Genomic DNA, 20,689 nt, shown 5'->3' with positions numbered 1-20,689 from the left:
AAAGATATTAAAATTGACTCTTAAAAAAATAAGGATATATGTATCTTTATTTTATGGCAAATAAGAAGAAAAAATTGCTATATATCGTAACTACAGTAATGTTACTTTTTGTAGCCCTTAGTCTATTTATAAATAGCTTCGTAAAAAATAAAGTAGAAGAACACCTTAGTAACTTACCCCAAAACGTTGACCTATCATATAAAAACTTAACAATTAGCACTATTTCTGGAAGTATTATCTTGAATGATATCAAGTTGGTGCTTAAAAATGATACACTCCCAACTAAGGACAACACCCTTTTTATAAACAGCATTGAGGTCACTAATACAAGCTATTGGGACTACATCGTGAATAATAAAATTAGTATTCAAGAAATAGTAGTCATAAAGCCTAACGTGACATATAATAAAAAGGAATCTTCTCAAAAAGAAAATAGCTTTTTAAAAGAGCTAAGCGAAAAACCAATTAATATTAATAGGCTAAGCATCGAAGATGGCTCACTTAATATTATTCATAACAAAAAAGATAGTCTTTTGTTGCAAGCAACCAATGTAAATGTTTTAGTAGAAGATTTATTATTTTCTGAAGAAATCAAAAACAAACCTATTCCGTTTCAATTTAAAAATTATACTATTTCTTCAGAAGAACTAAAATATCAATTAAATGATTTTGATATTCTTACTTCTAAAAGTATTTCTGTTACCCCAAAAAATTCAGAAATAAATAATTTAGCAATCAAAACTAGGTATTCAAAAGAAAAACTATCTACTATTTTAAAAACAGAAAGAGACCACTTTGACTTTACTGTTGATTCTCTCACACTAAGTAATTCTAACTTTGAAACAACGGCAAATGATAGTCTTAAGTTTACCATTGAAAAAGTTGAACTTGAAAATCCAAAACTCAATATATATAGAGATAAACTAGTCCCAGATGATACAACTATAAAACCTATGTATGCTACTTTATTACAAGAATTACCTTTTAAAATAACAATTTCTAAAGTTGAACTAAATAATGGGCATATAGACTATTCTGAAAAAGTAAAAAAAGATAGACCAACTGGAAATATCTATTTCTCTAAATTAAATGCTCAAATAGATAATATAACAAACGAATTTATTGAAGACACCACTAAGATTGATATTAAAGCTACTTTTATGAATCAAAGCCCAATTTCGGTGCAATGGAATTTTAATGCAAATGACCAATTTAATTTTAAAGCCGATATTGGATCATTACAAGCTCAAAAACTTAACCAATTTACAGAGGCAAGTCTAAACACCAAAGTATCAGGGATGTTAGACAAAACTTATTTTTCTATTAATGGAAATAGTTCAATTGGTAATATTGACTTAAAAATTAAGTATGAAGATTTTGAAGTAAAAGTACTTACCAAGGATGGTAAAGAAAAAAATAAATTTATCTCTGCAATAGTAAATTTGTTTATTTCAAAGAAAAGTGATGAGACGAACTCTCAATTTAAAAATGGAAAGAAAGAAGAAGTTAAGCGAGACAAAACAAAATCTATCTTTAATTTTATTTGGAAAAATGTGAGTGCAGCACTTCTTGATGCATTAACCTAATTAACTTTTATTAAGGTAGTCTAATGCTAATTGTGATAATGCTTTTACTCCTAAAGTTAAACCAGAATCATCTATTAAAAAGTCTGGTGTATGATGTGGATACGGATTAGTATTACCTGGTGTCATGCCTCCTAAAAAGAAATATACACCTGGCACTTTTTCTTGAAAGTATGAGAAATCTTCACCACCTGTAATGGCTTTCATATCTTCAACATTATTCTCACCCGCGACCATTTTTAAAGTATTAACAGCCTTTGTTGTAAGTGCAGGGTCATTGTAAGTTACAACTGTTTGGTTTCGCCATTTCATAGTAGCCTTTCCGCCATAAGCTTCAGCAATATCACTAGCCATCTCGGTCATTCTTTTTATAATGTGTTCTCTCATGTTAGAATCAAGAGTTCTAACAGTTCCAATAAGTTCTGCACTTTCAGGAATAACATTAAAACGAGTACCACTTGTAATCTTCCCTACTGTTATTACAGCTGGTGCATCAATAAGATTAGACTCACGAGAAATAATAGTCTGAAAGCCATCAATTATCTTTGCTGAAATTAAAATAGGATCTACCCCAGCCCATGGAGCAGAACCATGAGATCCTTTACCTTCTACATGAACTTCAAAGCGTTCTACAGCTGCCATAATTCCTTCAGGCTTTACTTTAATAGTGCCTACAGGAGTCCCAGAATTAATATGTAATCCATAAATAGCATCTACTTTTGGATTCTCTAAAACGCCTTCTTTAATCATAAGCTTAGCACCGCCTTCTTCTCCTGGTGGCGGTCCCTCCTCAGCAGGCTGAAAAATAAATTTCACAGTTCCATTAATTTTATCTTTGTGCTTTGAAAGTACCTCAGCAACCCCCATTAAAATAGCAATATGCGTATCATGACCGCAGGCATGCATTACACCAGATTCAGTTCCTAAAAAAGTATCTGTAACTGTACTTTTATAGGGTAAGTCATTTCGTTCGGTAACAGGTAACGCATCAATATCTGCTCTAAGTGCCACTACTTTTCCGGGATTATCTCCTTTTAAAACTCCAACTACTCCTGTAATAGCAATTCCTGTTTGTACTTCCATTCCTAAGCTTTTAAGATGGTCAGCAATTTTTGCAGCTGTTTTAAATTCTTTATTGGAAAGCTCAGGATTGGCATGGAAATAACGACGCCAATCAATAACCTTATCTTCTATAGTTTCAATATCTTTAAGAATGCTAGCATCCATTTGGGCTTGCGTATTGCATGTAATAACTAGTAGTAAAAAGTAGAGAATGTTTTTCATAAGTTAGTTTTATAGGTAAATACGACACATAATTACCACCTGAATGAAAGATAAAGATATTACAAATAAGAAGAATCCAAAAATGATAAACTGTTTATAATTATTAGATTTTTCAATACATAACTACTACAATTTTCTGTATTTTTCATTTTTAAAATTCGAAGCTAATTTCAACTACATTTTAAAAGAAAATTGCAAAACTATTTACAACAGTTAAATGATGCCCAGCGAGCACCTGTTCTTCAAAAAGATGGTGCTATGATTGTAATTGCTGGTGCAGGTTCTGGAAAAACCCGTGTACTTACTTATCGCATTGCCTATTTAATGTCACAAGGGGTTGATCCTTTTAATATTTTGGCATTAACGTTTACAAACAAGGCAGCTCGTGAGATGAAAAAACGTATCTCACAAATTGTAGGCGCAAGTGAAGCTAAGAATCTGTGGATGGGAACGTTTCATAGTATTTTTGCAAAAATACTTCGCTTTGAAGCTGAAAAATTAGGCTACCCTTCAAACTTCACAATTTATGATACTCAAGATTCACAAAGTGTAATACGTAGTATTATAAAAGAAATGCAATTGGATAAAGACATCTATAAATATAAACAAGTATATTCTAGAATATCCTCTTACAAAAACAGTCTTATTACCGTTAAAGCCTATTTTACCAACCCTGAATTAATGGAGTCTGATGCCATGGCAAAAATGCCTCGCCTTGGTGATATCTATAAAAATTATGTTGATAAATGCTTTAAAGCTGGCGCAATGGATTTTGATGATTTATTGCTTAAAACAAATGAGCTTTTAACTCGTTTTCCAGACGTGTTGGCAAAGTACCAAAATAGATTTAGATACATTTTAGTAGATGAGTACCAAGATACTAATCACAGTCAGTATTTAATTGTAAGAGCACTTTCAGATAGGTTTCAAAATATTTGTGTAGTTGGTGACGATGCACAGAGTATTTATGCTTTTAGAGGAGCGAATATTAATAATATATTAAACTTTCAGAAGGACTATGACGATGTAAAAGTGTATCGCTTGGAGCAAAACTACCGCTCTACAAAGAACATTGTACATGCTGCAAATAGTATTATAGAAAAAAATAAAACTCGATTAGAAAAAGTAGTGTGGACAGCTAATGACGAGGGCGCTAAGATTAAAGTTAATCGTACAATGACCGATGGTGATGAAGGTCGTTTTGTAGCAAGTAATGTTTTTGAGACACAAATGAACGAGCAGGCAAAACCAGGAGATTTTGCCATTTTATATCGTACCAATGCACAATCTCGTGCAATGGAAGATGCCTTGAGAAAAAAAGATATTCCGTATCGTATATACGGCGGGCTTAGTTTTTATCAACGTAAAGAGATTAAAGACGTTATAGCATATTTACGTCTTATCCTTAACCCAAAAGATGAAGAAGCGCTAAAACGTGTTATTAATTACCCAGCTAGAGGAATTGGGCAAACTACAGTAGACAGACTTATTGTAGCTGCCAACCACTATGAGCGCTCTATGTTTGAGGTAATGAAGAACATAGAAAAAATTGACTTAAAAATCAATAAAGGTACTCAAGGAAAACTACAGGACTTTGTTACCATGATTGAAAGTTTTCAAGTGCTCAATAAAGGGTATGATGCATTCCAGATTGCAGAGCACGTTACTAAAAAAACGGGGTTAGTTCAAGAACTAAAAAAAGATGGTACACCAGAAGGTATTGCTCGTATAGAGAATATTGAAGAACTACTTAATGGTATGCGTGATTTTGTTGAAGAACAAAAAGAAATTGCCGACACTACAGGTTCTTTAGCCGAATTCCTAGAAGATGTTGCTCTTGCAACAGACATGGATAATGATAAAGGCGACGAAAATAGAGTAGCGCTAATGACAGTTCACTTAGCAAAAGGGTTAGAGTTTCCATATGTGTATATAGTTGGTATGGAAGAAGAGCTCTTCCCAAGTGGAATGAGTATGAATACTCGTAGCGAACTTGAAGAAGAACGCAGATTGTTCTATGTAGCTTTAACAAGAGCAGAAAAACAAGCATATTTAACTTATACCCAGTCTCGTTATCGATGGGGAAAGCTAATTGATGCAGAACCTAGTCGTTTTATTGAGGAAATTGATGCTTCTTACCTTGAATACCTAACTCCTATTACCGAACATCGCTTTAAGCCCCTTTTAGATGTAGACATCTTTGACGAAGTAGATAAAAGTAAATTAAGAATGCGAAAGCCAAAGGCTGGTTCACCTCCTAAAGGTCCTACCGAAGCACAATTAAGAAAACTACGACGTTTAAAACCTGCAAAAAGTGAAGCTTCAAAAAACTTTAATGCAGAAGACGCAAATCTAGCGATAGGAACTAAAGTAGAGCATGTCCGATTTGGAAAAGGAACCATTGCAAAAATTGAAGGTGTAGGTGCAGATACCAAAGCCGAAATAAATTTTGAAAACGGCGGGCTTAAAAAATTACTACTTCGTTTTGCGAAGTTGAATGTGTTGGATTAGATCGTTAGACGATAGACCGCTTCGCTGTTAGAATGTAGACAGATGCTAAATAATTGCCATTCTGCTCCAATGCTTGAGTACTCTTTTTAAATAACAAAGCCTTACTCTTCAAGTAAAATTGACACAAAACGCTCAAACTCTTCAATAAACTCTTCGTATTTTTTACCTGTAGCGGGACCATTAAACCCTGTATGTATTTTACGAACTTCGCCTTTTTTATCAATAAATATAGTAGTTGGGTAGGATAATACATGATTAAGCATAGGTAATTTTTTATTGGCTTCTTTTTTATCTGATGTACCAAACTGCGCTAATAGTACTGGGTATTGTACTCCTGTACCTTCTTTAAACTTTGTAATAGACTGTACTGCTTTCTCTTCAGTTTTAGCATATTCAAAAGCAAGTGCTATAATTTCTAGGTCTTCAGATAGGTTTTCTTCAAGGTATTGCTTGTAGTATTTACTTTCATCAAGACAGTTAGGACACCACGTTCCCATAATTTGCACTAAAACTACTTTGTTTTTAAACCTATCATCAGAAAGAGACACAAGCTTTCCAGTAGTGTCAGGAAAACTAAATTCAATTTTATCGTAGCCTTTACGTAAAAAAGTTAATGAATCTGCACTAGGGAGTTCATATGCTTGGTTTCGCTTTGCAGTAAATGGTTCTTTCCAATGATTTCCACTATAAAAAATACCATTAAGTGTACTATCTGTCACTTTTGCTTCAAATAAAAATGCATGAGCTCCATCAAAAGTTGAAAGTTTCATCGAGTCATTTTCAACTGCTCCATCTAGATACCTGTAATCTCCAGTAGTTGTTCTAAACGTTCCAGTAACCTTATGCCCTACTTGTTCAAAAACACCCTTTGCAATGTACCTGTCTTCTTCACTACCTGGGCTAAAGACAGTTTCCCAAATACCTGTAACATTCTTGTCGGGGGCAGTTTTTACATCAAACCTCTCAACTTTACCTTGTTCCATAATAAAAGGCACTACTCTATCTAAACTGGGTTTTATAAAATCTCCTTTAATCGATGTCTCTGTAAAAACTCCTTTAAATACTCCTTCAAAAACAGGATGTTCTATTATGATAGAATCTTTTTTAAGAGTAATATCATTTACCTCAATACTTTCTTCAGCATTGTAAATAATTAAACTCTCATCATCATTATATGTAAATAAAAAAGGTAATTCTTTACCATTTCCTAAATCTAAAACCGCTCTCCATTCACCAGACTTAGGCGGAGTAACTTTTGAAGTACAAGAGATTAGCACAATAAATAGTAGTAGTACAAGTAGATTCTTCATAATGTTACATTTTAATATTTCAAATTTAGGCACAAAAAACGAGGTAAGTGTTATCTTTGCTCCTTTGTTAAGGATATTTAAAAATGAAGATTTCATATAACTGGTTAAAGCAATTTATCAATATTGAGTGGGACGCCGAAAAAACAGGCGAGCTTCTTACAGATTTAGGACTTGAAATAGAAGGGATTTCTAAGTTTACTTCTATACCTGGTGGTTTAGAAGGAGTTGTAGTTGGACATGTACTTTCATGCGAGCAACACTCTAATGCAGATAGGTTAAAGGTAACCAAAGTAGATTTAGGTACTGGAGAGCCTGTACAAATTGTTTGTGGAGCTCCTAATGTGGCAGCTGGACAAAAAGTACCTGTAGCGACTATTGGTACTACTCTCTATGATGCAGAAGGAAAACCTTGGAAAATAAAAAAAGGAAAGATACGAGGAGAAGAGAGTCAAGGAATGATTTGTGCCGAAGACGAACTTGGACTAGGAGAAAGCCATGATGGTATTATGGTTCTTGATGCTGATCTAGAAGTAGGGACACCAGTGGCCTCAATCTTTGAAATTGAAAACGATCACGTTTTTGAAATTGGTCTTACACCCAACCGTGCAGATGCAATGAGTCATTGGGGTGTTGCAAGAGATTTACGTGCTGGATTATTACAGCATGAAGAGTCCTTAGAACTCATTACTCCATCTACTAGTAGTTTTCATGTAGATAGTAGAACTTTAAAAATTGATATTGAAGTAGAGAATAGTGAATTAGCTCCCAGATATTGTGGATTAACACTAAGTGGGCTTAAGGTTGAAGCATCTCCTACTAGTTTACAAAATAGATTAAAAGCTATTGGCTTAACCCCAGTAAATAATATTGTAGATGCGACAAATTATGTATTGCATGAGCTAGGACAGCCACTTCATGCATTTGATGCTACAAAAATTACTGGAAATACAGTTAACGTAAAAACACTTCCAGCTGGAACAAAATTTACAACTTTAGATGGTATAGAACGCACACTTCATGAAGAAGATTTAATGATTTGTAATGCAGAAACACCAATGTGTATCGCTGGAGTATTTGGTGGAGTTGATAGCGGTGTTACCGAAAGCACTACAAGTATATTTTTAGAAAGTGCTTATTTTAACCCAGTAAGTGTTCGTAAAACTGCAAAAAGACACGGATTAAATACCGATGCATCATTTAGATTTGAAAGAGGTATTGACCCAAATATTACTGAATATGCCTTAATGCGTGCTGCCATCTTAATTCAGCAAATAGCTGGAGGTGAGATAACAAGTGATATTACAGATATATACCCTAAAAAGATTGAAGACCATCAAGTAGTCTTAAGTTTTGAAAATGCAACAAAGTTAATTGGTGAAGAAATTCCAAGAGAGACCATAAAAGATATTTTAACTTCTCTTGAAATTAAGATTAATAATGTGACAGAGTCTGGTTTAGGTATGACTATACCTGCCTACCGAAATGATGTAACAAGAGAAGCAGACGTAATTGAAGAGATTTTACGCGTATATGGATACAACAAAATTGGTTTTACTCAAAAACTAAATGCTTCAATGGCTACTACGCAAAAGATTGAGGATTACCAAATTCAAAATAAAGTGGCTAATCAATTAACAGCACTCGGTTTTCATGAGATGATGGGGAATTCTTTAACTGCTGCAAAACACACTCCTATTCTTTCTGACCTAAAAGAAGCATATAATATAGAAATGCTTAATCCACTTAGTCAAGATTTATCGGTTTTAAGACAATCTATGCTTCCAAGCGCACTAGAAGCATTAGCATACAACAACAATAGAAAACAGAACAATGTAAAATTGTTTGAGTTTGGTAAAACCTATCATAATTTTCCAGGCGGAAGAGAAGAACACAAACATTTAAGCATCCTCATTTCAGGGGAAAAGAAAGAAAGTGCTTGGACGCAAAAAGATGAAAAAACAAATTTCTTTTATACAAAAGGGATTATCACTTCAGTATTAGAGCGATTAGGAATTACTGGTTTTTCTGAAAAAGATACTAAGAACAGTATATTTTCTGAAGGAATTAGTTTTACCCTACACAAAAAAGCACTTGTTGACTTTGGTGTGGTTTCAAAAAAAGTACTCAAGCATTTTGAAGCCGAAAATGAAGCTTTTTATGCAGATTTTAATTGGGATAATATTCTTTCAGAAATTTCTACTGATGACTTTAAAATGAAACCTATCCCAAAATATCAATCAGTTTCTAGGGACTTTGCACTTTTGGTTGATGATGCCGTCTCATTTGGTGGCTTACAACAAGCTGCTTTTCAAACTGAGAAGAAATTACTTAAAAATGTTCAATTGTTTGATGTCTATACAGGAGATAACCTTCCTAATGGAAAAAAATCATACGCTTTAAACTTTACATTACAAGACGAGAACAAAACATTGACAGATAAACAAATTGATAAAATAATGCAAAAACTCCAGCAAAAGTTTGAAAAAGACTTTGGAGCCACATTACGTTAATACTAAAAGGCGGCAATAAAAATTGCCGCCTTTTACCTAAATTAACTAAGCTTCTTATGTATTAGTTAATTTTATGATTTAGGTAATACAACTGTATCTATTACATGAATCACTCCATTAGACTGATTAACATCTGCAATGGTCACAGTAGATGTACCTCCATTTTCATCTGTTAACATTACTTTATCTCCATTAATAGTTGCCATTAATTTACCACCACTTACGGTTGTAAACGTTGCATTTCCTTTTCCTTGTTTAATTGCTTTTACAACATCACTAGCATTAAATTTTCCAGCAATTACGTGATATGTTAATACTGTTTGCAATTTTTTCTTGTTTTCTTCTTTCAACAAAGTTGCAACTGTACCATCTGGTAATTTATCAAAAGCACTATTAGTAGGAGCAAATACTGTAAAAGGACCATCTCCTTGTAAAGTTTCTACTAGACCTGCAGCTTTAACAGCAGCAACAAGCGTTGTATGGTCTTTTGAATTTACAGCATTTTCAATAATATTTTTGCTAGGATACATTGCAGCACCACCAACCATTACAGTTTTCTCACTAGACATTTTCTTATCCATCATCATCTTCTCCTTTTTGTCCATTTTACTTTTCTTAGACATTTTATCTTGTCCAAAAGTTGTAGCACTTACAAGTAATGCTAATGCTACTAATCCTGATGTAATAATTTTTTTAGTTTTCATTTTATTATAGTTTTTATTTGTGTTGATATACTATTATAAACGAAGTATAGACAATCACGGTTTTTATAAAGCGCTAACTTTAGTGTTTATTTAACGTTTTACAAGGGTGTTAAAATACCTTCAAAAATCAATTAAAGACTTGTATTGCACATTACTATGTTGTAATTTTAAAAGAAAAAGAAAATGCTTTCAAAAACAAATATTCAACAAAAACTTAGCGAGTTTAGAGATAAGAGAGTTACCGAAAAGGAGTTGATAGATGAAGTGTATTCCATTTTTGCTGAAAATGAAACACAGAGACAGGCTATTTCAGAAAGACTTTCAAATAAAGAAACGGTAAGCGCTGAGTTTAACATAGAACACCTTAAAACAGAAAAAATTTATCACATTGAAGACATTAAAGCTTTATGTGTTACATACAGGCTTCGCTTTTTAGATAGTCATTTTTTTAAGGGGACTATTCCAGAAGAAGCCATCTCTAAAATAAGAGTGCTTGAAAAAGAACACGGCACTATACTTTCAAACTTAAAGATTGTTGCGCCAGCTAAGCTTTTAAAATTAGAAAATGCAGACGACCCACTTTTGTTTGCTCCCATGGGGAATAATTATTTCTATTTAATTCACAAATGGGGAAACGATTTACACCCACTTCGTAAAATAGTAATGTGGCCTTATAAAAGTTTTGAAAATCTAATTTTAACCACCCTATTGGTCAGTATTTTTTTAACATCTATAACTCCCATGCAGGCTTTTACCAAAGGGGATGTAACATTGCAAGAATATTTTTTGATGTTTTTGTTTATGTTTAAAGCAGTAGCAGGCATTGTACTTTATTATGGTTTTGCAAAAGGAAAAAACTTTAATGGTGTGATTTGGAATAGCAAATACTATAACGCATAACTTATGGAAAAAGACAAAACAACTACTAGAATTTATACTGGTCCAGCGATGATAGCTAAGGGACTAATTGCTCATCTTAATGAGATTGGTATTAGCCCTATTGAGCGCAATGATAATGAAAGTGGCATTACTGCTGGTTTTGCAAAAGGAGTTCCTGGACAAGTAATGCTTTTTGTTAGAAAAGATCAACTCGAAAAAGCACAACCTGTTATTGATGCCTATCTCTCAGGAATTGGAGAGTAAGCTTATTTTCCATTAATATATTATGAATTACTATAAGTCTTGTACTTTTGCAGGATGCAACACCACCCAGATTCTATTCGAATAAATAAAGCCATTAGTGATAGTGGATATTGTTCTAGACGCCAAGCCGATAAACATATTGAGGCTGGTGATGTAAAAATTAATGGTAAAAAAGTAACTCTTGGTGATAGAGCAATGCCAGGCGATATTATTACAGTTAATGGAAAACGTATTACTGAAAACGATAATCTAGTTTATATTGCGCTTAATAAACCTGTAGGAATAACATGTACAACAGACCAACGTGTAGAAGGTAATGTTGTAGATTTTATAAATCATAAAGAACGTATTTTTCATGTAGGAAGATTAGATAAACCTAGTGAAGGTCTATTATTAATGACTAATGATGGAGATATTGTAAATAAGATTCTTAGGGCTGGAAACAAGCATGAAAAAGAATACATTGTAAAAGTAGATAGACCTATTACAAAGGATTTTATACTTCGTATGCGAAATGGTATACCGCTTCACGAATTAGAAACTACAACTAAAAAATGTGAAGTGGAACAAATAAGCAGGTTTGTATTTAAAATAATTTTGATTCAAGGGCTAAATAGACAAATACGAAGAATGTGTGATTATTTGGGATATGAAGTTGTTACACTAAAAAGAGTTCGCATTATGAACATTGAATTAGGAAACCTTGAAATAGGAAAGTGGAGAGACCTTACAGCTAAAGAGTTAAGGGAGTTAAAACAATCTGTTGAAACTTCAGACAATAGTGCTTTTGTAGATGTACAAGAAAAAAAGAACATAAGCAAAAGTCCTAGACGAAGAAGAGGTAGAAATTAGACATAAAAAAACCACGCACCGATTGAGTAGCACGTGGTAATTTTCAACTAACTAACCAAATTAAATTTCAATTATGAAATCTCAACCATTCTCTTAATATTCTTAGGCTCCTCTACTTTTTCAATGGTAACTGTTAACAATCCATTAACGTATGTTGCCTTAATTTCTTCTTTATTACTACTTTCCGGAAGCGAAAAAGTTCTTTTAAAGTTTGTAAAATCAAATTCTTTTCTAGTGAATTTTGTATCATTCTCTTTTTCAGTTTCCTTAGTCACAGCAATGGTTAAAACATCTTCTTCTACTTCTATGGTAAAGTCTGATTTCTCCAATCCAGGCGCTGCAACTTCAATGATAAAGTTCGTAAAATTCTCTGAAATATTTACGGCTGGACTGCTAAATTTTTCATAATTCGGAATGTCAAGTCTGTTCTCCATAAATATGTCGTCAAATATAGATGGAAACCATCCATTTTTTGTGCTATTAATTACTTTCATCTTTTTATTATTTAAAGTTTAAATTCAATTTTTGATTAGTAATTAACAATAAATATTCCATCACTAAAATCAAGACACTTTGTCTTAAAACATAGGGTTTTTACTGTCTTTTTGACTGCTTGGAGTAAAGAAAGTGTTAGTTTGATATTTGTACCTTTATAAAATGAAAGTAGTAAATGAATCATTCAATAAAATAAAATCAATATTTAATATTATTCAGGGTAAAATTGCCTTCTACCCTTCTATTATAGCTCTAGCTGGGGTTTTACTTGCAATTATTATAACAACTTTAGAAACAACTTCTGTTTCAAATTTTTTACAAGAGAACTTTACTTCTTTGTCAATTAAAAGTGGTGATACTGCCTTAACTATGATTAGTGTATGTATTGGAGGTTTAATATCAATTATGGTTTTTAGTTTTTCGGTAGTTATGCTATTGCTAAGTCAAGCTTCAAGCAATTTTTCTCCAAGAATACTTCCAGGTTTATTAAGCGACAAAAAAAATCAATACATATTGGGATATTATTTAGGAGCTATTATTTATTTAATGTTCATTCTATTCTCCATACGTCCTGAAGCTAGTGAAAACTCAATTCCCTCGTTAAGTATTTTAATAGGTGTTTTTATAACTATATTTTGCTTAGGATCTTTTATATACTTTATTCACAACATGTCTCAAAGTATTCAAATAGGAAATATCTTAGAAAAGATTTTTAATCAATCTAAAAAAAGGTTAAAAGTTTTGGTTGAAAAGCAATATGATGAAGAAGGAAGTCTAAAAGTAAATAAAAATTGGAATACATATAAAATTAATCGATGCGGGTATTTTCAGAATTTTTCACAAAAAAACATTCTAAAAATATGCGAAGAAAATGATACTAAAATTAAAATCTTAATTCCAAAAGGATTCTTTGTTTTATCTAATGATGATTTTTTGATGAGTGATAAAGAAATTGATGAAAAAATTCTACATAAAATTTTAAATAACTTTAATTTTTCAAAAACAGAACTTATCTCTGATAACTATGTGTTAGCTTTTAAACAGATTACCGAGATTGCTGTTAAAGCCATGTCTCCTGGTATAAATGACCCTGGAACTGCGATTAACGCAATCGACTACTTAACAGAGTTACTCTCATTAAGAATGCTAAAAAACGATACAGATATTCATAAATTTAATGATGAAACTCTATTAGAGGTAAAAACTTTAAATTTTAAAAAACTCATTGAAGATATAGTAACATCGTTAAAAACCTACTGCATGCAAGACCCAATTCTTGCAATAAAAATTAAGAACATGATAAACTATCTTTTAGAGCAAAAAGCATATAAAGAGGAATATTATTCGGTTTTAAAGAATCAAATCAATTTATTAGAAAAGGAACTATCCTAGCATTTTATAGCAATAAATAGACTTAATACATTATCTAAAACTAAAAATGATGGTGTTATTTTTTAATTATAATATGTCTGAAAAATCTTAAGCAAATCTTCAGTAGGGATAATTTTATTATCGTGAGCTTCCATTTTATGAAGAATTTGAGTGATAACTCCCGCACGAATTCCCATTCGCAAACCAAAGTTTTTAAGAAGTGCTATTTCTTTTTCGTGCGTCTCATCATCTACATTCATAACCAAAATAAGCTTGTAGAAATGTGTAATTCGCTCCATTTCTGAAGCTAATGGCTTTGATGGAATAGGGTTTTCAAACAACGCATCTACCTCTTCTGGAGTAACATTCATACGTTTTGCAAGGCGCAAAATAAAGTCATACTCCCCAGCTGTTATTTTTTCATCAGCTTTCGCGAGTACTATTAAATCACTAACAAGAGAAAGGTTTTCGTTTTGTTTCATGCTTTAAAAATACAAAAAATAGAATATTACATAAATTAGAAATAATGTACATAAACTTGATTGCTTTAGATATGTTCATTTTCTTTCTATAAGTTCTTTATTAGACCAATACCAAGCAACATCTTCACCACCAGGCTCATAAGGCGCAAATTTATCAAACTCCATCCCAACTTTTTCCATTACTCGAATAGACGCCACATTTTCTTTCATAGCAATGGCAATTATGCGTTTTAATTTAAGTGTATCAAACCCATATTTTAATATCGCACGGGAAACTTCTGTTGCAAATCCCATACCCCAATATTCTGGTAGAAACCTATAACCAAGATCAATTTCATCAAATTCTGGTAAATACGCTAGACCTGCCCAGCCAATAAATTGCATCTCATTTTTAATAAAAGTAGCCCACCTACCGTATCCATACTTTTTGTAGTCTTTAATTCTAGCATGTATCGCCGCTTCCATTTCTTCAATAGATGCTACTGGAGGTTCTCCTGTGTACATTTGTACTTCTGGATTTGAATGCAACCGAAGCATTTCTTCTTTATCATCAAGAGAAATTTTTTGTAACAATAATCTTTCAGTTTCTATTAAAGGTTTCATTTTATTGTTTATTATTTCATCTAACATAATTCAGTATACATTTTAGATGATTAGCACTAAGTTAATAAAAGAAAGTTTATAGACCTTTTATTGTTATATAACTAGAATTGAGTAATTGAAGGTTACAAACTAAGGCTTATGGATATGTACTTTGACAACTCTTAGTTATCTATTAATAATTAATCGTTTTTATTTCCAGAAAGGACTTCATTTACTTCGTTTATACTATCTTCATTGTCCAGTAAAACCACTAAAACATCATTCGCTTCAATAATTGTCGCCCCTCCTGGACGTACAAATTTACCGTTTCGCTTTATCATTGTTATAAATGCAGATTGCGGAAAATGCAAATCAACAATACGCTTGTCAACAGCAAAACTTTCAGGCGGAACTGTAACTTCTTTCATTGCAGATTTAGGCAAATTTAAAATATAGCGTTCGTTAGCTGCAACAGGTTTTGTCTTTTCTGGTAAAGCTACATGTAACCATTTTGCCACAATAGAAAGTGTTGTGCCTTGTAAGAGTACAGATGTTACCGAAATAAAAAAAACGATATTGAAAATTACACTTGCTTTTTCTATTCCTGCCAAAAGTGGATACGTTGCAAAAACAATTGGAACAGCCCCTCGTAAACCAACCCAAGAAATATAAAACCGCCTTCTCATTTTCATTTTGAAAAATACTAAGCTGAGAAAAACACCTACTGGTCGAGCAATAAATATTAAAAACAATGAAATAAGTAATCCAATACCGAAATAAGGAATAATTTGAGAAGGAAAAACAAGTAGTCCTAAAGTAAGGAATAACACAATTTGCATTAACCAAGCCAAACCATCAAACATTTTTAAAATGGTTTTTTTGTGTATTAAGTCTTGATTACCTAAATAAACTGCACAAATATAAATAGCGAGAAACCCGTTTCCTCCCACAAAGTTTGTAGCCGAAAATGTTATGAACATGAGAGCGATTACCAGAACAGAATAAAGCCCTTCAAAATCAAGTTTGATTTTGTTGATTATAAACTTACTTATTAAACCAAAAGCAAAACCTAAGGCACACCCTAAAATCATTTGTTGTAAAAACAGAGGAATTATAGATAGGAAGCTTTTGTCTTGGTTGATTACTAAAGTTAAAAACGCAATAGTTAACACATACGCCATAGGGTCGTTACTTCCGCTTTCTAACTCTAATGTGGGCCTAAGGTTTGTTTTTAAGGCAAGGCTTTTTGATCTAAGAATCGAAAATACGGCTGCTGCATCTGTAGAAGATACAATAGAGCCCAGCAACATACTTTCATAAATTGTAAAATCTGTTACAAACCACACAAAGGTTCCAAGAGAAGTTGCAGTTAATAAAACGCCCAATGTAGATAATAAAATTCCTTCTTTAAGAATGGGTTTAACAGATTTCCAATTGGTGTCTAATCCTCCAGAAAATAGGATGAAATTAAGTGATACAATACCAATAAATTGTGCGATTTCTGGATTGTCAAAATTAATACCTATAATCCCATCAGAACCTGCCAACATTCCTATTGCTAAGAAAAGTAACAACGTAGGTACGCCAAACTTATATGAAGTTTTACCTACAATAATGCTTATAAAAAGTAGTATTGAGCCAACTAAAACTATGTTTTCGATGGTAATATTCATAAAATATACAGTTCCTCTATTGTTAAATAAGCGGCATAAATGCCAGTATTTTTAAGTCGCAAAGTTAATCAATTGGTTTACTTTGCTGTCTCAAATTAAAGTATATATTTAAGTAGTGCTGTGTGTGTTAAAGCAAACATCATTGTGCATGTTCGTCGTTACTTTATATTTTTCTTTATCATTTTAATTGCTATTGCTTATTTACAATATAGGCCAGTTATATTCTATTAAAATGACTCTTATAGTTTAGCTCTGAATAGTAATAGTATAAAATAATATGCATAAAAAAACTTCCCAAATTTGAGAAGTTTTTAATGTTATAATAAATGTTGTTAGTATTTATGCGGTAACGCTATACATTTTTTCACGTTGTTCTTTTATTTTTTTATCGCTCATATACTCATCAAAAGTCATATAACGATCTATAATTCCGTTAGGGGTAAGCTCAATCACACGATTACCTACAGTTTGTGCAAACTCGTGGTCATGTGTGGTTAATAATACCGTACCCTTAAAGTTTTTAAGAGAATTGTTAAACGCCGTAATAGATTCTAAATCTAAGTGATTAGTAGGTTCATCTAGCATTACAACATTAGCACGCATCATCATCATACGACTTAGCATACAACGAACTTTTTCTCCTCCAGATAAGACATTACATTTTTTAAGGGCTTCTTCTCCACTAAACAACATTTTTCCTAAAAAGCCGCGGATATAAACTTCTTCACGCTCTTCTTCGGTCTTTGCCCATTGGCGTAGCCAATCTACCAAATTCATATCGCTATTGAAAAAGTGGCTATTATCTAATGGTAAATAACTCTGGTTGGTAGTTACACCCCAACTGTATTCTCCAGAATCAGGTTGTAATTTATCATTTATAATTTCGTAAAAAGCACTCGTTGCTCTAGAGTCTTTAGAAAAGACTACTACTTTATCTCCTTTAGCAAGGTTGATATCAATATTTTTAAACAATAATTCACCATCTATAGAAGCAGATAGGTTTTCTACATTTAAAATTTGGTCACCAGCTTCTCGTTCACGTTCAAAAATAATAGCTGGATAACGACGGCTAGAAGGTTTAATGTCTGAAACATTTAATTTTTCAATCATTTTCTTTCTACTTGTAGCTTGCTTTGACTTAGCAACGTTTGCAGAAAAACGACGAATAAACTCTTCAAGCTCTTTCTTTTTCTCTTCAGCTTTTTTGTTTTGCTGTGCGCGCTGTCTTGCCGCTAGCTGGCTACTTTCGTACCAAAAAGTATAGTTTCCACTAAAGTGGTTAATTTTTCCAAAATCTATATCGCTAATATGTGTACATACAGCATCTAAAAAGTGACGGTCGTGTGATACTACAATTACACAGTTATCATAGTTAGCAAGGAAGGTTTCAAGCCACGAGATGGTTTCGTAATCCAAATCGTTAGTTGGCTCATCCATGATTAGTACATCTGGACTTCCAAAAAGTGCTTGTGCTAATAACACACGTACTTTTTGTTTTCCATCCAAGTCACCCATTGTGCTGTAGTGCAAACTTTCGTTTATTCCAAGGTTTGAAAGCATTGCAGCCGCATCGCTATCTGCATTCCAGCCATTCATTTCTTCAAAAGTAACCTGCAACTCCCCTATTTTCTCTGCATTCTCATCAGTATAATCTTCGTACAGTTTGTCTATTTGAGATTTAATAGCAAACAACTCTTTATTACCACGTACTACAGTTTCTAGTACTTGATACTCGTCATACGCGTTGTGATTTTGCTCCAATACAGACATCCTCTTGCCAGGCTCTAAATGTACATGACCCGATGTTGGGTCTTGCTTACCTGCCAAAATCTTTAAAAAAGTAGATTTTCCTGCACCATTAGCTCCAATAATTCCGTAACAATTGCCTTGAACAAATTGGGTGTTTACCTCATCAAACAACACTCTTTTACCAAACTGTACCGATAAATTTGAAACTGATAACATACTCTAACTCCTGTTTTTAGTGAATTTTCGGCAAAAGTAGCCAATTACATTATACTAAAGAAACATTAACGTTTTAAAATTCCTTTTAACGAGTAATTAACACTAGCTAGCTAGCTATAAATCTATTTTTGTTTTTAGAACCATGTAATTGTGCCTTTGATTAAAAAAATACTTTCTCTTTTTTTCATACTTCTTTTACTGTCTTGCAATTCTAATCGCAAAGGAGAGAACGCTGGTATTTCTATTGGTGGTGAAATTGTAAACCCTAAATCAGAATATGTAGTAATTGCAAAAGGAGATTGTATTGTAGATTCAGTTAAACTAGAAAAGGACAATACTTTCTTATATAGTTCTAAAAACTTAACGCCTGGACTTTATAGTTTTAGACATAATGAGTATCAAGTGATGCATCTTGAACCTGGCGATAGTATTATGCTTCGTGTAAACACAATGGATTTTGATGAATCTCTTACTTATACAGGAGTTGGTGCTGAAAAAAATAATTTACTTATCGAAATGTTTCTTTATAATGAAGCCGAAAGTAGATTGATGCCTAAATTATACATTTTGCCACCTGCTGAATTTCAGAAAAAAATAGACTCTATGAAAACGGAGAGAATTATTTTTTATAATGAATTCAAAAAAAACAATACTGTTTCTGAAAATTTTAGCAAGATTGTAAGTGCAAGTATAAATTACGATTATTATTCAAAAAAAGAGTTATACGCTTCTGCTTATAATGCGAGAGAGCGTTTTAGTGGTCCTGAAGAATTCCCTAAGAAATTTTATAGCTACCGAGATGATATAGATTTTAACAACAATCAATTAAAGACGTATTATCCATATTTTCTATTCTTAAATAGATACTTTGATAATATGGCCTATGAAGAGTATAATGGCATCCATTGGTTTGACAGAAAATCCTATATTCATAATCTTCATAAAATGGAGTTAATAGGTGATATTGTTAAAGATGAAGAACTACGTAATAATCTTTTACGTCTTTCTGCTCGACGTTATTTGTTAAACGGAAAAAATGCTGAGAAAGAAAACGATATAAAAGAATACTTTTTACGTCTTAGTACAAACGAAGCCTATAAAAAGGAAATTACAAAACTTGCTGAAGCAACAATTAAACTTACACCAGGAGAGAAAATACCTAATGTATTACTGGTAGATGCTAACAACAACAACCGAAGCTTACGGGATGTAATAAAAAAACATACTGTTTTATATTTTTGGTCTTCAAACTCAATAAAACATTATAGAGATATACATAGCCGTGCAGCCGAGTTGCATGACAGGTTTCCTGAATATGATTTTGTGGCAATTAATACAGACTCACACTTTAAAAAATGGAGAGAAACCATTAATAATAATGGATATACAAAGTCTTACGAGTATCAAATTGATGATTTAGACGATGCAGAGCGTAAGCTAGTTTTAAACTCTATGAATAAGGCAATTATACTAGACCACAAAGGTAGAATTTTAGAAAATAATGCCAATATCTTTGTTGTAAATATTGAAACCTTACTCCTTGGTCATCTCAATAAGTAATAATTAATTCCCTTTTTTGTAGTCTGCAAGAAATTTCTCTAATCCTATATCTGTAAGAGGGTGTTTTAATAAACCTTCAATAGAAGATAAAGGTCCAGTCATTACATCACTACCTATCTTAGCGCATTCTAATACATGCATAGTATGACGTACAGAGGCTGCAAGAATTTGTGTTTCAAAGCCATAGTTATCATAGATAAGGCGTGTTTCGGCAATGAGGTTTAACCCATCTGTAGATATATCGTCTAGTCTTCCTATAAATGGAGAGACATATGTCGCACCAGCTTTTGCAGCAAGCAATGCTTGTCCGGCACTAAATACTAGAGTACAATTAGTTCTTATTCCTTTATCTGTAAAATACTTAATTGCCTTTACCCCTTCTTTAATCATAGGCACCTTTACTACAATTTGCTCATGTAGCGCAGCAAGCTCTTTACCTTCTTTTATCATACCATCAAAATCTGTCGAAATCACTTCAGCAGAAACATCCCCATCTACAATATCACAAATAGCAACATAGTGCTTTAAGATGTTTTCTCTACCTGTAATTCCTTCTTTTGCCATTAATGAAGGATTTGTAGTTACACCATCCAAAACACCCAAATTTTGAGCTTCTCTAATCTGATCTAGGTTTGCGGTATCAATAAAAAATTTCATTTGTTGG

17 protein-coding genes are annotated in these 20,689 nt (G+C 32.6%); 8 read left to right on the top strand and 9 right to left on the bottom strand.

All coding sequences use genetic code 11. From position 1 onward, the window contains the following. The first annotated feature begins 38 nt into the window (after nt 1-38). A complete protein-coding gene (locus RM538_RS01125; RefSeq protein ID WP_311331548.1) occupies nt 39-1,586 on the top strand; it encodes an AsmA family protein in 1,548 nt (515 codons plus the stop codon). On the opposite strand, the gene RM538_RS01120 is transcribed toward RM538_RS01125, so the two are convergent. Then, entirely contained in the window at nt 1,587-2,867 is a 1,281-nt protein-coding gene (locus tag RM538_RS01120; protein ID WP_311331547.1) for an amidohydrolase, read from the bottom strand. A gap of 192 nt (nt 2,868-3,059) precedes the next feature. Here RM538_RS01120 and RM538_RS01115 point away from each other — a divergent pair, with 192 nt between their 5' ends. Beyond that, entirely contained in the window at nt 3,060-5,378 is a 2,319-nt protein-coding gene (locus tag RM538_RS01115) for an ATP-dependent helicase (RefSeq protein ID WP_311331546.1), read from the top strand. Nucleotides 5,379-5,479: 101 nt separating this feature from the next. On the opposite strand, the gene RM538_RS01110 is transcribed toward RM538_RS01115, so the two are convergent. Further along, nucleotides 5,480-6,688: a peroxiredoxin family protein gene (locus RM538_RS01110; RefSeq protein ID WP_311331545.1), complete on the bottom strand. Its 1,209-nt coding sequence runs from the start codon at nt 6,686-6,688 to the stop codon at nt 5,480-5,482. Nucleotides 6,689-6,771: 83 nt separating this feature from the next. Here RM538_RS01110 and pheT point away from each other — a divergent pair, with 83 nt between their 5' ends. Further along, nucleotides 6,772-9,198: a phenylalanine--tRNA ligase subunit beta gene (gene pheT / locus RM538_RS01105; RefSeq protein WP_311331544.1), complete on the top strand. Its 2,427-nt coding sequence runs from the start codon at nt 6,772-6,774 to the stop codon at nt 9,196-9,198. Between the two features lie 71 nt (nt 9,199-9,269). On the opposite strand, the gene RM538_RS01100 is transcribed toward pheT, so the two are convergent. Beyond that, nucleotides 9,270-9,902 carry a fasciclin domain-containing protein gene (locus RM538_RS01100; protein ID WP_311331543.1) on the bottom strand — a complete coding sequence of 211 codons (633 nt, stop codon included), beginning with the start codon at nt 9,900-9,902 and terminating at the stop codon, nt 9,270-9,272. A gap of 183 nt (nt 9,903-10,085) precedes the next feature. On the opposite strand from RM538_RS01100, the gene RM538_RS01095 reads away from it, so the two are divergent. The 3 genes from RM538_RS01095 to rluF are packed head-to-tail and all read left to right on the top strand — an operon-like array spanning nt 10,086 to nt 11,897. Continuing rightward, nucleotides 10,086-10,802 carry a hypothetical protein gene (locus tag RM538_RS01095; RefSeq protein ID WP_311331542.1) on the top strand — a complete coding sequence of 239 codons (717 nt, stop codon included), beginning with the start codon at nt 10,086-10,088 and terminating at the stop codon, nt 10,800-10,802. Between the two features lie 3 nt (nt 10,803-10,805). Continuing rightward, on the top strand, nt 10,806-11,045 hold the full coding sequence (locus RM538_RS01090) for a DUF2007 domain-containing protein (RefSeq protein WP_311331541.1): 240 nt from the start codon (nt 10,806-10,808) through the stop codon (nt 11,043-11,045). Nucleotides 11,046-11,099: 54 nt separating this feature from the next. Continuing rightward, entirely contained in the window at nt 11,100-11,897 is a 798-nt protein-coding gene (rluF, locus tag RM538_RS01085) for a 23S rRNA pseudouridine(2604) synthase RluF (RefSeq protein WP_311331540.1), read from the top strand. A gap of 71 nt (nt 11,898-11,968) precedes the next feature. Here rluF and RM538_RS01080 read toward each other — a convergent pair whose 3' ends face one another. Further along, entirely contained in the window at nt 11,969-12,391 is a 423-nt protein-coding gene (locus RM538_RS01080; protein ID WP_311331539.1) for an Hsp20/alpha crystallin family protein, read from the bottom strand. Between the two features lie 163 nt (nt 12,392-12,554). Here RM538_RS01080 and RM538_RS01075 point away from each other — a divergent pair, with 163 nt between their 5' ends. Beyond that, complete coding sequence (locus RM538_RS01075; protein ID WP_311331538.1) at nt 12,555-13,784, top strand: DUF2254 domain-containing protein; 1,230 nt, start codon at nt 12,555-12,557, stop codon at nt 13,782-13,784. Between the two features lie 62 nt (nt 13,785-13,846). Here RM538_RS01075 and RM538_RS01070 read toward each other — a convergent pair whose 3' ends face one another. The 4 genes from RM538_RS01070 to RM538_RS01055 all read right to left on the bottom strand — a co-directional run bounded on the left by RM538_RS01070 (nt 13,847) and on the right by RM538_RS01055 (nt 18,465). Further along, nucleotides 13,847-14,245 (bottom strand): tellurite resistance TerB family protein, encoded by a 399-nt coding sequence (locus RM538_RS01070; RefSeq protein WP_311331537.1) that lies wholly within the window; start codon nt 14,243-14,245, stop codon nt 13,847-13,849. Between the two features lie 75 nt (nt 14,246-14,320). Continuing rightward, nucleotides 14,321-14,848, bottom strand: a complete 528-nt coding sequence (locus tag RM538_RS01065) for a GNAT family N-acetyltransferase (protein WP_311331536.1) — start codon at nt 14,846-14,848, stop codon at nt 14,321-14,323. A gap of 179 nt (nt 14,849-15,027) precedes the next feature. After that, nucleotides 15,028-16,500: a potassium/proton antiporter gene (locus RM538_RS01060; RefSeq protein ID WP_311331535.1), complete on the bottom strand. Its 1,473-nt coding sequence runs from the start codon at nt 16,498-16,500 to the stop codon at nt 15,028-15,030. A 339-nt stretch (nt 16,501-16,839) separates the two neighbouring features. Beyond that, nucleotides 16,840-18,465 (bottom strand): ABC-F family ATP-binding cassette domain-containing protein, encoded by a 1,626-nt coding sequence (locus RM538_RS01055; RefSeq protein WP_311331534.1) that lies wholly within the window; start codon nt 18,463-18,465, stop codon nt 16,840-16,842. Nucleotides 18,466-18,621: 156 nt separating this feature from the next. Here RM538_RS01055 and RM538_RS01050 point away from each other — a divergent pair, with 156 nt between their 5' ends. Continuing rightward, nucleotides 18,622-20,025 carry a TlpA family protein disulfide reductase gene (locus RM538_RS01050; RefSeq protein ID WP_311331533.1) on the top strand — a complete coding sequence of 468 codons (1,404 nt, stop codon included), beginning with the start codon at nt 18,622-18,624 and terminating at the stop codon, nt 20,023-20,025. A gap of 3 nt (nt 20,026-20,028) precedes the next feature. Here RM538_RS01050 and fsa read toward each other — a convergent pair whose 3' ends face one another. Then, nucleotides 20,029-20,682, bottom strand: coding sequence for a fructose-6-phosphate aldolase (fsa, locus tag RM538_RS01045; protein WP_311331532.1), 654 nt, complete (start codon nt 20,680-20,682; stop codon nt 20,029-20,031). Between the last annotated feature and the right edge of the window lie 7 nt (nt 20,683-20,689).

The sequence above is a fragment of the Patiriisocius hiemis genome (assembly GCF_031846325.1).
GTDB classification, from domain to species: Bacteria; Bacteroidota; Bacteroidia; order Flavobacteriales; family Flavobacteriaceae; genus Patiriisocius_A; species Patiriisocius_A hiemis.
The sequence above is the reverse complement of the archived record's forward strand: the minus strand, read 5'-3'. Positions and strand labels throughout refer to the sequence as shown.

Coding starts and splice junctions, on each gene's coding strand:
- fsa (WP_311331532.1), bottom strand. CDS start 20,682: ATGAAATTTTTTATTGATACCGCAAACCTAGATCAGATTAGAGAAGCT.
- RM538_RS01100 (WP_311331543.1), bottom strand. CDS start 9,902: ATGAAAACTAAAAAAATTATTACATCAGGATTAGTAGCATTAGCATTA.
- RM538_RS01110 (WP_311331545.1), bottom strand. CDS start 6,688: ATGAAGAATCTACTTGTACTACTACTATTTATTGTGCTAATCTCTTGT.
- RM538_RS01125 (WP_311331548.1), top strand. CDS start 39: ATGTATCTTTATTTTATGGCAAATAAGAAGAAAAAATTGCTATATATC.
- RM538_RS01060 (WP_311331535.1), bottom strand. CDS start 16,500: ATGAATATTACCATCGAAAACATAGTTTTAGTTGGCTCAATACTACTT.
- rluF (WP_311331540.1), top strand. CDS start 11,100: ATGCAACACCACCCAGATTCTATTCGAATAAATAAAGCCATTAGTGAT.
- RM538_RS01065 (WP_311331536.1), bottom strand. CDS start 14,848: ATGAAACCTTTAATAGAAACTGAAAGATTATTGTTACAAAAAATTTCT.
- RM538_RS01080 (WP_311331539.1), bottom strand. CDS start 12,391: ATGAAAGTAATTAATAGCACAAAAAATGGATGGTTTCCATCTATATTT.
- RM538_RS01120 (WP_311331547.1), bottom strand. CDS start 2,867: ATGAAAAACATTCTCTACTTTTTACTACTAGTTATTACATGCAATACG.
- RM538_RS01075 (WP_311331538.1), top strand. CDS start 12,555: ATGAAAGTAGTAAATGAATCATTCAATAAAATAAAATCAATATTTAAT.
- pheT (WP_311331544.1), top strand. CDS start 6,772: ATGAAGATTTCATATAACTGGTTAAAGCAATTTATCAATATTGAGTGG.
- RM538_RS01095 (WP_311331542.1), top strand. CDS start 10,086: ATGCTTTCAAAAACAAATATTCAACAAAAACTTAGCGAGTTTAGAGAT.
- RM538_RS01070 (WP_311331537.1), bottom strand. CDS start 14,245: ATGAAACAAAACGAAAACCTTTCTCTTGTTAGTGATTTAATAGTACTC.
- RM538_RS01090 (WP_311331541.1), top strand. CDS start 10,806: ATGGAAAAAGACAAAACAACTACTAGAATTTATACTGGTCCAGCGATG.
- RM538_RS01055 (WP_311331534.1), bottom strand. CDS start 18,465: ATGTTATCAGTTTCAAATTTATCGGTACAGTTTGGTAAAAGAGTGTTG.